General features: G+C 66.8%; 12 protein-coding genes. 10 read left to right on the top strand and 2 right to left on the bottom strand.

Going from position 1 to position 13,473, the window contains the following annotated elements:
• The first annotated feature begins 72 nt into the window (after positions 1-72).
• From AABM56_RS05025 to AABM56_RS04980, 10 genes are all read left to right on the top strand, one after another.
• Positions 73-1,107: a glycine betaine/L-proline ABC transporter ATP-binding protein gene (locus AABM56_RS05025; protein ID WP_285388703.1), complete on the top strand. Its 1,035-nt coding sequence runs from the start codon at positions 73-75 to the stop codon at positions 1,105-1,107.
• Between the two features lie 50 nt (positions 1,108-1,157).
• Entirely contained in the window at positions 1,158-2,114 is a 957-nt protein-coding gene (gene proW, locus AABM56_RS05020) for a glycine betaine/L-proline ABC transporter permease ProW (protein WP_133862907.1), read from the top strand.
• 45 nt (positions 2,115-2,159) lie between these two features.
• Entirely contained in the window at positions 2,160-3,185 is a 1,026-nt protein-coding gene (proX, locus tag AABM56_RS05015) for a glycine betaine/L-proline ABC transporter substrate-binding protein ProX (protein WP_347883878.1), read from the top strand.
• Positions 3,186-3,390: 205 nt separating this feature from the next.
• Positions 3,391-4,707 carry an FAD-binding oxidoreductase gene (locus tag AABM56_RS05010; RefSeq protein ID WP_133862905.1) on the top strand — a complete coding sequence of 439 codons (1,317 nt, stop codon included), beginning with the start codon at positions 3,391-3,393 and terminating at the stop codon, positions 4,705-4,707.
• Positions 4,708-4,756: 49 nt separating this feature from the next.
• Complete coding sequence (locus tag AABM56_RS05005; RefSeq protein ID WP_347883877.1) at positions 4,757-5,659, top strand: dihydrodipicolinate synthase family protein; 903 nt, start codon at positions 4,757-4,759, stop codon at positions 5,657-5,659.
• A 2-nt stretch (positions 5,660-5,661) separates the two neighbouring features.
• A complete protein-coding gene (locus AABM56_RS05000; protein WP_133862903.1) occupies positions 5,662-7,152 on the top strand; it encodes an aldehyde dehydrogenase in 1,491 nt (496 codons plus the stop codon).
• A 376-nt stretch (positions 7,153-7,528) separates the two neighbouring features.
• Positions 7,529-8,983, top strand: coding sequence for an amino acid permease (locus AABM56_RS04995; RefSeq protein ID WP_133862902.1), 1,455 nt, complete (start codon positions 7,529-7,531; stop codon positions 8,981-8,983).
• An 86-nt stretch (positions 8,984-9,069) separates the two neighbouring features.
• Positions 9,070-9,948, top strand: a complete 879-nt coding sequence (locus tag AABM56_RS04990; protein WP_133862901.1) for a GntR family transcriptional regulator — start codon at positions 9,070-9,072, stop codon at positions 9,946-9,948.
• 79 nt (positions 9,949-10,027) lie between these two features.
• Entirely contained in the window at positions 10,028-11,035 is a 1,008-nt protein-coding gene (gene yejK, locus AABM56_RS04985; protein ID WP_017640943.1) for a nucleoid-associated protein YejK, read from the top strand.
• A gap of 275 nt (positions 11,036-11,310) precedes the next feature.
• Positions 11,311-11,748, top strand: a complete 438-nt coding sequence (locus AABM56_RS04980; protein WP_133862900.1) for a hypothetical protein — start codon at positions 11,311-11,313, stop codon at positions 11,746-11,748.
• Between the two features lie 119 nt (positions 11,749-11,867).
• Here AABM56_RS04980 and AABM56_RS04975 read toward each other — a convergent pair whose 3' ends face one another.
• Together AABM56_RS04975 and AABM56_RS04970 are read right to left on the bottom strand one after the other, a co-directional pair.
• On the bottom strand, positions 11,868-12,635 hold the full coding sequence (locus AABM56_RS04975; RefSeq protein ID WP_347883876.1) for a hypothetical protein: 768 nt from the start codon (positions 12,633-12,635) through the stop codon (positions 11,868-11,870).
• A 272-nt stretch (positions 12,636-12,907) separates the two neighbouring features.
• Positions 12,908-13,423, bottom strand: coding sequence for a dihydrofolate reductase (locus AABM56_RS04970; protein WP_133862898.1), 516 nt, complete (start codon positions 13,421-13,423; stop codon positions 12,908-12,910).
• Between the last annotated feature and the right edge of the window lie 50 nt (positions 13,424-13,473).

The following is a 13,473-nucleotide window of genomic DNA, read 5'->3' as shown; positions in this document are numbered from 1 at the left end:
CCCAGCATCTCTCATCAATCAGAACTGCACAGCGGTGGTGACTGCCTGTGCTGGGCGCGAAGGAGGCATGGCATGACCCGCTCCGACGAAATCATCTCGGTCCGCAACATCTACAAGGTGTTCGGCTCTCAGGCGGACACCGCCATGGCGCTGGTCAGGGCGGGGGCTTCCAAGGCGGAGGTGTTCGAGAAGACCGGCCAGGTCATCGGGGTCTTCGATGCCAGCTTCTCGGTCATGCGCGGCGAGATCTTCGTGATCATGGGACTGTCCGGCTCGGGCAAGTCGACCATGGTGCGGCTGTTCAATCGCCTCATCGAACCCACCGCTGGCACCATCTTCCTCAACGGCCGGGAAATCACCGGCCTCAGTGACAAGGACCTGTTGCAGGTCCGCCGCAAGGACATGGGCATGGTGTTCCAGTCCTTCGCCCTGATGCCGCACATGACGGTGCTGGACAACGTCGGCTTCGGTCTGCAGATCAGCGGCGTCGCCGAGAAGGAACGCAACAGCCGCTCCATTACCGCGCTGCGCCAGGTCGGCCTGGCCGGCCAGGAAAACTGCTATCCGCACCAGCTCTCCGGTGGCATGCAGCAGCGCGTGGGCCTGGCCCGGGCGCTGGCCAACGATCCAGCCATCCTGCTGATGGACGAGGCCTTCTCGGCCCTCGATCCGCTGATCCGCCACGAGATGCAGGGTGAGCTGATCAAGCTGCAGCAGCAACAGGACCGCACCATCATCTTCATCTCCCACGACATCGAGGAAGCGGTCCGCATCGGCCATCGCATCGCCATCATGGAAGGCGGCCGGGTGGTGCAGATCGGTACCCCGCGCCAGTTGCTGTGCCAGCCGGCCAACGACTACGTGCGCACCTTCTTCAACGGCTTCGACGCCAGCCGCATCCTCAAGGCCGGCGACATCGCCCAGCGGGATGCGCAGATCGCCTATAGGCCCGGTCGCGAAACCCCGATCACGGCGGACACGCCGATCAGGGACATCTTCGGCACCGTGGCCCGCGCCAGTGCGCCCGTGCCGGTCGTGGACGCCGCCGGCGCCTATCAGGGCTGCATCTCCCAGGGTCGCCTGCTGAGCTATCTCGGCGGCCACTGATCGCTGTTTTCCTTTGTTGAAGGCGCGCAGGCGCGCCGGAGGCCCCGCTCATGTCCGATTTCAGCATTCTCGATCCCTTCAAGACGATCACCGTTCCGGTGGGCTCCTGGGTGGAAGCCGCGCTGCGCTACCTGGTGCACAACTTCCGCGAGGTGTTCCGCTCCATCCGCTGGCCAGTGGACCAGGTCCTGGACGGCATCCAGGCCGCGCTGATGTCGGTGCCGCCGACCGTGTTCATCCTGCTGGCCGCCCTGCTCGGCTGGCAGATCGGCGGTCGCCGCATCGGCATTCTGACCCTGGCCATGCTCACCGCCCTGGGGCTGATCGGCGTGTGGAACGATGCCATGGTCACCCTCGCCCTGGTGCTCACCTCCCTGGTGTTCTGCGCGGTGATCGGCATCCCGCTGGGCATCCTCAGCGCCCGCAGCAATCGCCTGGAAATGTGCATCCGCCCGCTGCTGGACGCCATGCAGACGCTGCCCGCCTTCGTCTACCTGGTGCCGGTGGTGATGCTGTTCGGCATCGGCAACGTGCCGGGGGTCATCGTCACCATCATCTTCTCGCTGGCACCGCTGGTGCGCCTGACCAATCTGGGCATCCGCCAGGTGCCGGAAGACAAGATCGAAGCCGCCCGTGCCTTCGGCTGCACGCCCTGGCAGATGCTGGTCAAGGTCCAGCTGCCGCTGGCCGCGCCGACCATCATGGCCGGGGTCAACCAGACCCTGATGCTGGCGCTGTCGATGGTGGTGGTGGCCTCGATGATCTCGGTCGGCGGACTCGGCCTCATGGTCCTCAGCGGCATCGGTCGCCTGGACATGGGCCTGGCCAGCGTCGGCGGTATCGGCCTGGTGCTGCTGGCGATCTTCCTCGATCGCTTCACCCAGGCCATGGGCGAGCGCAGCGCCCACCTGGCCACCGGTCAGCGCTGGTACCACAGCGGCCCGGTCGGCCTGGTGGTGCGTCTGGTCGCCAAGAAAAAAGCGCTGCCGCAGCCGGTTACGCCTTGAACCTGCCTTCACCGCAGAACATCAACTCACAACGACAGGTGCTCCATGAATCTTTCCGCATGCAAGAAAGCGTTCCTGACCGGCTTCGCCGCCTCCCTCCTGGGTCTGGCCCTGAGCGGCGCCGTCCATGCCGCTAGCGCCGACCAACCCGGCGCCGGGGTGAAAGTCACGCCGATTTTCCCCACCATCGCCGAAGAACGCTTTCGCGGCGAGATCGCCATCGCCGGCCTCAAGGCGCTGGGCTACGACGTCAAGGCCCCCAAGGAAACCGACTACCCGGCGCTGTTTCTGGCGCTGTCCTATGGCGACGCCGACTTCACCGTGCATATGTGGGAACACATGCACCAGGCCTTCTATGACAAGGCCGGCGGCGACGACACCATGGTCAAGGCCGGTAACGTGATGCCAGGCGTGCTGCAGGGCTTCATGATCGACAAGAAGACCGCCGACCAGTACCACATCAAGGACATCTCGGACTTCAAGAAGCCGGAAATCGCCAAGATGTTCGACAGCAATGGCGACGGCAAGGCCGACCTTACCGGCTGCAACCCCGGCTGGGGCTGCGAGGTGATCGTCGAGCACCAGCTCAAGGCCTATGGCCTGAACGACACCGTCACCGACAACCGCGGCTCCTATTTCGCGCTGATGGCCGACACCATCCAGCGCTACAAGGACGGCAAGCCGATCTTCTACTACACCTGGGTGCCGCAGTGGATCTCCAGCGTGCTGGTGGAAGGCCGGGACGTTGTCTGGCTACCAGTGCCCTTCACCTCGCTGCCCGACGGCAAGAACGACGTGAACACCACCTTCGAGGGCAAGAACCTGGGCGCTCCCATCGACAACGTCGTGGCGGTGATCAACAAGGACTTCGCCAGGAAGAACCCCGCCGCGGTCAAGTTCCTCTCGGAGCTGAAGATCGCCACCGCCGACGAAAGCGCCCAGAACCTCAAGATGCAGAACGGCGAGAAATCGCTGGACGACATCAAGCGTCAGGCCGCCGAGTGGATCAAGGCGCACCAGGCCGAGTGGGACGGCTGGCTGGCGGACGCCCGCGCCGCTGGCCAGAAGTGATCGCCTAGACGGCGCCAGCGCGCCGTGACCGGGCAGTAGTCGGGCACAGCGCCACCACGACGTACCGGACCGCCGGGCCTGAACGGCCTGAGCCCGCGGCCCGGTCCTGAACGACCTCAAGCGACATCCTGCCTCCCCGGGAGGCGGGCAAGCCCTGTGCGCCTCGCGTTCAGGCCAGACGCTTCACCGGAGACGGTTGCGCACCATGAAAGTCCAAGCCCTGCCCGCCGACGACAACACCTGTGGCTGGTACCACACCAGCGCCCCGCGCACGCCCCGGCCCAGCCATCGCGGTCATAGCGAGGCGCCCTGGGTAGTGGTCGGCGCCGGTTTCACCGGTCTCGCTGCCGCGCGGCAGCTGGCGCTGAAGTTCCCGGACGACGAGGTGATCCTGGTGGAGGCGCAGGAGGTCGGTCTGGGCCCGGCCGGGCGCAATGCCGGCTTCGCCATCGACCTGCCCCATGACATCGGCGCCGAGGACTACATCGGCGACATCGGCATCGCCCGCACCGTGCTCAAGCTGAACCTGAGTGGCCAGGCCTACCTGCGCCGGCAGGTCGAACGCTACGGCATCGATTGCCAGCTGCAGGCCTGCGGCAAGTATCAGGCCGCCGTCGAGGAACGCGGTCTGGCAGTGCTCGATGCCTACCGGCGCGGCCTGGACAAGCTCGACCAGCCCTACCAGATGATCGAACGCGAGACCCTGCCCGAGCACCTGGGCACGGACTTCTATCAGCGGGCGCTCTATACCCCTGGCGCGGTGCTGATCCAGCCCAGCGCCCTGGTCAAGGGTTTGGCCGAGAATCTACCGGCCAATGTCACGCTCTTCGAGCGCACGCCGATCCTGGACGTGGACTACGGTCCGCGCCCCGAGCTGCGGCATGCCGCTGGCCGTATCACCGCCGGCAAACTGGTGCTGGCCAACAATTCCTTCGGCCAGCACTTCGGCTTCCTGCAGGGGCGCATGCTGCCGATCTTCACCTACGGCAGTCTCACGCGGCGGTTGACGCCCGACGAGCAGGCGCTGCTGGGCGGCAAGCCCTTCTGGGGCGCCATCCCCGCCGACCCTTTCGGCACCACGGTGCGGCGTACCCCCGACCAGCGCCTGCTGATCCGCAACAGCTTCAGCTTCAACCCCGATGGCCGCAGCAATCCCAAGCATTTGCAGCGGGTGCTGCAGCGTCACCAGGCCTCCTTCGCCCGCCGCTTTCCCATGCTGCCCAAGGTGACCTTCGAGTACACCTGGGGTGGCGCCCTGGCCATGACCCGCAACCACAACGGTTTCTTCGGCCAGCTGGCCCCCAACGTCTATGGCGCCCTGGGCTGCAACGGCCTGGGCGTCACCCGCGGCACCGCCACCGGCAAGCTGCTCGCCAACTGGCTGGCCGGCGAGCGCGACGAACTGATCGATTTCCTGCTCGCCGCGCCCGGGCCCAATGCCAACCCACCGCAGCCGTTCCTCTCGGCCGGCGTCAATTTCAACCTCTTGTGGGGGCAGTACCGCGCCGGCTGCGAAAGCTGACGGCCGCGCCCTCCCCCCGACATCCGTGCAACCTCTGGAGGCTCCACCCATGAACTTCGACGGCATCTACACCCCGGCCATCACCCCGCTCAAGGTGGACGGCGCCATCGACCAGGCCGGTTTCGCCCAGGTCCTGGAATACCTGATCGAATCCAAGGTGCACGGCATCGTGGTCGGCGGTTCCACCGGCGAGTACTACGCCCACAGCGGCGAAGAGCGCCTGGCGCTGATCGCCCAGGCCTGCGACGTGGTGGGCCAGCGCCTGCCGCTGGTGATCGGCACCAGCGCCATCCGTACCGAGGATTCGGTGGTGTTCGCCCAGGCCGCCCGTGAGCACGGGGCTGATGCCCTGCTGGTCGGCACCCCGCCCTATGCCCTGCCGACCCAGCAGGAGATCGCCGAGCACGTACTGACGGTGGATCGCGCCGCCGACCTGCCGATCATGCTCTACAACTATCCGGGGCGGATGAACGTGGCCATGGGCGAGGACTTCTTCGCCGCCATCGCCGGCTGCCGCAACGTCCAGTCGATCAAGGAAAGCAGCGGCGACATGGCGAGTCTGCACCGCCACGCGGTCAAGCGCCCGGACCTGCAGCTTTCCTGCGGCTGGGACGACCAGGCCCTGGAATTCTTCGCCTGGGGCGCGCGCAGCTGGGTCTGCGCCGGCTCCAACTTCGTGCCGCGCGAGCACGTGGCGCTCTACCAGGCCTGCGTGCTGGAGCAGGACTTCGCCAAGGGGCGCCGGATCATGGCGGCCATGCTGCCGCTGATGGATTACCTCGAAGGCGGCAAGTTCGTGCAGTCGATCAAGTACGGCTGCGAACTCGCCGGCCTGCCCAACGGCGGCGTGCGTGCCCCGCTCAAGGGCATGACCGCAGCCGAGCAAGCCGAACTGGCGCAGGTGATCACCGCGCTGAAGAGCAACGTCACCCGTATCGTCCAGGGAGCCTGACCATGACCGATCTGCTGAGCAAAGCCGCCTACGCCGACCTCGCCGCCACCGTCGAGCTGCGCACCCAGGCCTTCATCGACGGCGCCTTCGTCGCCGCCCGGAGCGGCCAGACCTTCGCCACCACCAACCCCGCCACTGGCGCTGAACTGGCGCAGGTGGCCGCCTGTGGCGCCGCCGACGTGGACGCCGCCGTAGCCGCCGCCAAGACCGCCTTCGAAGACGGTCGCTGGAGCGGTCGGCACCCTTCCGCGCGCAAGGCCGTGCTGCAGAAATTCGCCGCCCTGCTGGAAGAACACGCCCATGAACTGGCGGTGGTGGAGAGCCTCGACAGCGGCAAGCCGGTGCGCGAGTGCCAGACCATCGACGTGCCGGAGACCATCAACACCCTGCGCTGGCACGCCGAGCTGATCGACAAGATCTACGACGCCACCGCCCCCACCGGCGCCGGCGCCCTGGCCATGGTGGTACGCGAGCCCATCGGCGTGGTCGGCCTGGTACTACCCTGGAACTTCCCGCTGCTGATGCTAGCCTGGAAGATCGGTCCCTCGCTGGCCGCTGGCTGCTCCATCGTGGTCAAGCCGGCCAAGGAGACCACCCTGAGTGCCCTGCGGGTAGCCGAGCTGGCCCACCAGGCCGGGGTGCCGGCCGGCGTGTTCAACGTGGTGCCCGGCAGTGGCAAGGAGGCCGGCGAACCCATCGGCCGGCATCCGGACATCGCCGCGGTCAGCTTTACCGGCTCCACCGACACCGGTCGGCTGTTCCTCAAGTACGCCGCCGAATCCAATCTCAAGCGCATCGTCCTGGAACTGGGCGGCAAGAACCCCGCCGTGGTGATGAACGACGTCGAGGATCTCGACCAGGTCGCCCAGCACGTGGTCAACGGCGCCTTCTGGAACATGGGCGAGAACTGCTCGGCATCGTCGCGGCTGATCGTCCATCGCGAGGTCAAGGATGCCCTGCTGGAGCGCGTCCAGGTCCACCTGCAGGACTGGCAGCTGGGCGACCCGCTGGACCCGGAGAACCGCCTGGGTTCCATGGTCAGCAAGGCGCATTTCGACAAGGTCCGTTCCTACCTGGAGCACGCCAGCGAGCAGCAGCTCAAGGTGGTGACCGGTGGCGCGACCCGCGATGGCGTCTATGTGGAGCCGACCATCGTCGACGGCGTGGCGCGTGACAGCCGCCTGTTCCGCGAGGAGATCTTCGGCCCGGTGCTGAGCGTGACCCCCTTCGATACCCTCCACGAAGCCCTGGAGCTGGCCAACGACACCGCCTACGGCCTGGCCGCCTCGGCCTACACCGGCAACCTGCGCAATGCTATCAAGCTGGCTCGCGGCATCCGTGCCGGCATCGTCACCGTCAACTGCTTCGGCGAGGGCGATGCCTCCACCCCCTTCGGCGGCTACAAGGAGTCGGGGTTCGGCGGGCGCGACAAGTCGCTGTGGGCCCACGACCAGTACACCGAGATCAAGACCATCTGGATCGACGCGTCCTGATCTCGGGCTAAAGACGCTACCCGGTCCGCTGCCGCAGCGCAGCGGACCGTCCTCCCCTGCCTGGCCGCGCTCGACCTCAGTATCCTGGCTGAACACGTGGCGGCGGTCCGCCGTTCGCTGCTGCGCTGATCACGCCGGCTAGCGCTTGCCCTGTACCGCCTCCCGTAGCCAGAACGGACGTGCTGGCTTCCTCGCCCGGCCGCGCACCGACGACCGCCATCCCACCTGGCGCCCTTGTCCTGCTAAGCTTCGCGGCTTTTTTGGCGCTGCCCGCGCCGACGGCCGCGGGCGTTCCGCACACCACCCTTCATTCGACGACCGCGACTGGCCGCCAGAGCCAGCGCCGGCCCCCGTTAAACTGCCAGCTGGAATCCCCATGTCCACCGCCTCTCCGAGTCTGCAGCGCCGGCTCAAGCCCCGCCACCTCAACATGATCGCCATCGGCGGCTCCATCGGCACCGGGCTGTTCGTCGCCTCCGGCGCCACCGTGGCCACCGCCGGTCCGGGCGGCGCCCTGGCGGCCTATGCGCTGATCGGCCTGATGGTCTACTTCCTCATGACCAGCCTCGGCGAGATGGCCGCCTACCAGCCGGTGTCGGGTTCCTTCTCCATCTATGGCAGTCGCTTCGTCGAGGACGGCTTCGGCTTCGCCCTCGGCTGGAACTACTGGTACAACTGGGCGGTGACCATCGCTGCCGAACTGGTGGCGGCGCAGCTGGTGATGGGCTTCTGGTTTCCCGAGGTGCCCGGGCTGATCTGGAGCGCAGTTTTCCTCGCGCTGATGTTCCTGCTCAACGCGGTGTCGGTGCGCGGCTTCGGCGAGAGCGAATTCTGGTTCGCGCTGATCAAGGTGGCCACCGTGGTGGTCTTCATCGGCCTGGGCCTGGCCGCCATCCTCGGCATCTTCAGCGGCATCGAGCCGCCAGGCCTGTCCGTGTTCACCCAGGGCGAGGCGCCCTTCGTTGGCGGCCTGCAGGCCATGGTCGGGGTGGCCATGATCGCCGGCTTTTCCTTCCAGGGCACCGAGCTGATCGGCATCGCCGCCGGTGAATCGGAGAATCCGCGCAAGAACGTGCCCATCGCCATCCGCCAGGTGTTCTGGCGCATCCTGATGTTCTATGTGCTGGCGATCTTCGTCATCGGCATGCTGATCCCCTATACCGATCCGCGCCTGCTGCAGAACGATGCCACCGACGTCTCCGTCTCGCCGTTCACCCTGCTGTTCGAGCGCGCCGGCCTGGCCTTCGCCGCCAGCCTGATGAACGCGGTGATCCTCTCGGCGGTGCTCTCCGCCGGCACCTCGGGCATGTACGCCTCGACGCGGATGCTGCACAGCCTGGCCGAACAGGGCAAGGCGCCGCGGCTGTTCGCCCGCGTCTCGCGCAATGGCGTGCCGCGCAACGCCCTGCTGGCCACCACCGCGGTGGGCGCCCTGTGCTTCTTCACCTCCCTGGTGGGCGACAAGGCGCTCTATGGCTGGCTGCTCAACACCTCGGGCATGTGCGGCTTCATCGCCTGGCTGGGCATCGCCGTGTCCCACTATCGCTTCCGCCAGGGCTACCTGGCCCAGGGTCGCCGGCTGGAAGACCTGCCCTACCGTGCCAAGCTGTTTCCCTTCGGGCCGCTGCTGGCCTTCGCCCTCTGCCTGGTGATCACCCTGGGGCAGAACTATGCCGCCCTGTTCGGGCCGCACGGCGTCGACTGGCTGGGCCTGGCCGCCACCTACATCAGCCTGCCGCTGTTTCTCGCCGTCTGGCTGGGCTATCGCTGCAAGCACGGCAGCCGGCTGGTTAAGCTCAAGGACATGGACGTCAGCCCGAGCGGCGACTGAGCGCTCGCCCGCGGGACCCGCCGGCTGCGCCCGGCGGGTCCCGTGCTAGCATCCCGGATCTTTCCGATCGACTCGCCAGCGCTGCCATGGGCACCACCCTCGCCTCCCAACTGATTCCCGACATCCTCACCTACATCGCCTCGCACCAGCTGGCGGTCGGCACCCGGCTGCCCGAGCGCGCCTTGGCCGAGCGGCTGCGGGTGTCGCGCTCGCCGGTGCGCAGCGCCCTGCAGCAGATGGCCGACCAGAGCCTGCTGGCGCGGCATCCCGAGGGCGGTTTCGCCGTGGCCGCCGCGGCCCTGGACGCCACGCCCCAGGCGCGCGAAGAGGTGTCCGCCAGCGAACGCCTGTACCTGACCATCGCCCGCGACCGCATCGAGGGCGAATTGCCGCTGAAGGTCACGGAAAACGAGCTGATCCGCCGCTACCAGGTCACCCGTGGGCAACTGGCCGATATCCTCAGGCGCATCGTCCAGGAAGGTTGGGCCGAGCGCCTGCCGGGCTACGGCTGGAGCTTCGTCGAAGGTCTCACCTCGCCAGACGCCTATGCCCAGAGCTATGCCTTCCGCCTGCTGATCGAGCCGGCCGGCATCCGCGACGCCGGCTTCACCCTGGATGCCGGCGAATTGCGGCGCTGCCGCGACGAGCAGGCGCTGCTGGCCGCAGGCCGGGTGTTCGAGGCCTCGCCCGCGGAGATCTTCGACGCCAACACCCGCCTGCACGAGACCATCGCCCGCTGCTCGGGCAATGCCTTCATCCTCGATGCGCTGCGCCGGCTCAATCGCCTGCGCCGCTTGATCGAATACCAGAAGTCGGTGGATCGCGAGCAGGCCCAGCGCCGCTGTCAGGAGCACCTGCAGCTGATCGACCTGCTGCTCGAGGATCGCCGTGAAGAAGCCGCGGTCTTCATGACCCGCCACCTGGGCAACGCGCTGCAGGAAAAGCAGGCCACGGCGGCGCGCTGAGCCTGCGGCGCCCAGGGCCTGCCCGCCAGGGCGCGGGGGCGTTAGACTGGCGGACTTTTCTCCGTTACCCGAGGCCGTCATGCCGATCCGTCACGCCATCGTCCATCTGATCGACAAGAAGCCCGACGGCCAGCCCGCGACCCTGCACGCGCGGGACGCCGAACTGGCCGACTCCCAGGCCATCGAGAATCTGCTGGCCGATCTCAACGACAGCTACAACGCCAAGCCCAACAAGGCCTGGGGCCTGTTCCACGAGGAATCCGGCGCCTATCCCTTGAGCGGCTGGCTCCATGCCTACCTGGAAGGCGAGCAGGACTTCGTCGCCTTCAGTCGCCAGGCGGTGGAGCACCTCAAGGGGCTGATGGAGAGCAGCAACCTTTCCACCGGCGGCCATGTGCTGTTCGCCCAGTACCAGCAGGGCATGACCGACTACCTGAGCATCGCTCTGCTGCACCACAGCGAGGGGGTGACCGTCACCGAGAGTCTGGAAGTGGCCCCGGCCAAGCACCTGGACCTGGGCCAGCTGCACTTGGCGGCGCGCATCAACCTCTCGGAATGGCGCAACAACAAGCAGTCGCGCCAGTACATCTCCTTCATTCGCGGCAAGGGCGGCAAGAAGGTCTCGGATTACTTCCGCGACTTCATCGGCTGCCAGGAAGGCGTCGACGCCAAGGGCGAGACCCGGACCCTGCTCAAGGCTTTCAGCGACTACGTGGAGAGCGAGGACCTGCCGGAAGAGGCCGCCAAGGAAAAGACCGACACCCTGGTGGACTACGCCAGCAGCCAGGCCAAGCGCGGCGAGCCCATGGCCCTGGACGCCCTCTCCGAGCTGATGGATGACCAGGCACCGCGTGCCTTCTACGACTACATCCGCAACAAGGATTACGGTCTGGCCCCGGAGATCCCGGCGGACAAGCGCACCCTCAATCAATTCCGCCGCTTCACCGGCCGTGCCGAGGGGCTGTCGATCAGCTTCGAGGCGCACCTGCTGGGCTCGCGCATCGAATACGACGAAGGCCAGGATCTGCTGATCATTCGCGAGGTGCCGACCCAGCTGAAAGACCAGCTCAAGCGGCGCAATGACTAGGCTTCGTCCGAAAAGTCGCCGCGCGAAGGTCAGGCAAGGCGAAAATTCGTGAGGAAGCGGAGTTTACGAGCAGTAGATGAGCGTTCGGAACGGCTTTTCAACGCAGCCTGGCCGAGCGCAGGCACTTTTCAGCCAGGCCCCGGTGACCGCCGGGCCGCTGGACACCTGGGGTTGCAAACGCGATCACCGATCGGGCGCCCCCGGCTGGACAGCGGCCGGCCAAAGGGGGCACAAGATGTCCCTTCTTTTCCTTATCTGCCGAAAAAGTCGAAACCATGAGCCAGTACCCCTTCGAACGCCGCATCGTCATCACCCTGCAATCGAACAACGAACTGACGCTCGACGCCGCCCTCGACCAGGCCGTGTCGCGCATCAAGCAGGGCGAGATCCACGGTGGTGACGAAGGCCTGGCCACCGCCTACAGCTTCCATGTGGACACCGTCGCCGAAGGCCCCTCCGGTCCGGTGGACCTGGGCGAATACCTGGGCCGTCCGGCGACCAAGGCCGAGCAGAGCGTGGTGGACGCCGGCGTGGTCCCGCGCTTCCGCCTGGGCCAGACGGTGGCCGTGCAGGTCGGCAATGGCGAACCCAAGCCCAGCAGCATCCAGGAAGTGCGCCTCTTTCCCCAGGTGGAAGGCCCTTGCTGGCTGTACCTGGTGGAAGAGCGCGTCCACCGCGACTACCTGCCGGCGAAGAAGCTGCGGGCGATCTGAGGGCATCTTGGCGTTGGGCTTCGCTGCGCTCAGCGCCAACCTACCGCTCTGACGTAGATTGGGTTGAGACGGCTTCATCGTCGAAGCCCAACAAGCAGGTCTTAGCCCAACAGCGCCACTCAACCAAAGGCGGCGATCTGGCGATAGAGCGACAGCGAAGGCGCCGCCGTCGCGCCGGTCATCTGGGTGAGGATGCTGCCATCCAGCGCGGTGCTCGCTTCGGCGTCCTGCCCGTCCGCCGGTTGCATCGTCCACTGGGGTGCGCCATCCGCCCCGGTGGTGACGCCAAAGGTCGGCGCCGCCAACGCGGCCGTTTCCTGAGCCGCCGCAGTCGCCACCCCGCCAGCGCTCAGGCCATCGATGAGCTGGGTGTTCAACTGACCCGACTGCCAGTCCGGCGCGCCCGGATTCAGGGTCCCGAGAATGCCGGCATCCTCGGTGGCGGCAGGTGCCCAGTTCCAGGCGGCGGCGCCCTGGCCTGATGTGGAGAGACCGGAAAAGGCCACGTTGGCGCCATCGGTACCGCGCTGCGCCCCTTCGAAATAGGCCAGCTGACGCTCAGCCGAAGTAAAGGTGCCGGAATCGTCGCTGGCGATCCGGGTCAGGCTGTCGCTGTCCAGATTGGCGAAGGGATCCTGGGTAGAGGCGTCGGCATAGCGACTGTCGTCATGGTAATAGCTCACCAGCAGGTGATTGGCCGCCTGCTTGGCCAATTGCACACGGTCGGCACTGGCATCCTGGGGCAGTTCGCCGAGCACGGCGGCGTCGGTGCCCTGGCTGCGGATCTGCTGCTGGAGGATCTGCATGAAACCGTCGAGATCGCTGTTACCGTTCGACTGACCCGGCAGCAATCCGGCTATAAGCTGGGCGGCGGGCGACAGATCCACCGCTACATCGGTGCCGGCTGGGATTCCCCCCGCGCTGGTGGAATCACTGGCGGAGTCACTGGCGGATACGCCCTGACTGGCGGTAACGCTCGAATTGGCAGGCTGAGTCCCTGCCATTGCCGTCGAAGTCTGGCTGTCGATCGCCCTCATGGTCGTGCCCTCCGGCCGCCCAGGCGGCCTGCCTCAGCGTCTTTATGCCATACCCGTCTTAGGTTTTACTTAAGGTCGGAACAATGACCGGAGCCAGGCGGGAAGGCTGCAGGCGAACGCCCCTAGGCCCGGCGCTCCCAGACCTCGCAGGCATAGGCCGGACGGTCGTCCTCGGCCGCATGCGCCTGGCGCGAGACAAGCTCCCACTCCGCCTCCTGCCAATCGGGAAAGAACACATCCCCGGCCGGCGCCAGGGCGACCCGGGTCAGGTAAAGGCGCTGGGCCACCGGCAGGGCTTCGGCGAACAGCTGGGCGCCACCGATCAGCATGATCTCGCTGGCCTCGCGCTCCCGGGCCCAGGCCTCGGCGCGCTCCACGGCAGCGGCCAGCGAGGTCCGCACCTCGGCACCTTCGGCCACCAGATCAGTCTGACGGGAGACCACCAGATTCAGCCGGCCCGGCAACGGGCGGCCCAGGGAATCCCAGGTCTTGCGACCCATGACCAGCGGCTTGCCGAGGGTCACGGCCTTGAAATATTTGAGCTCCGCCGGCAGGTGCCAGGGGAGACGATTGTCGATGCCGATGACGCCGTTGTCGGCCACGGCGACGATCAGGCTCAGGGGAAGAGAGGTTTTCATGGTGACAGAGCATAACAGAGGCGTTAACAGCCAGGGCGCCAGGGACTATG

The organism is Pseudomonas aestiva (assembly GCF_039908605.1).
GTDB classification, from domain to species: domain Bacteria; phylum Pseudomonadota; class Gammaproteobacteria; order Pseudomonadales; family Pseudomonadaceae; genus Chryseomonas; species Chryseomonas aestiva.
This window is presented reverse-complemented; position numbering and strand designations above follow the sequence as displayed.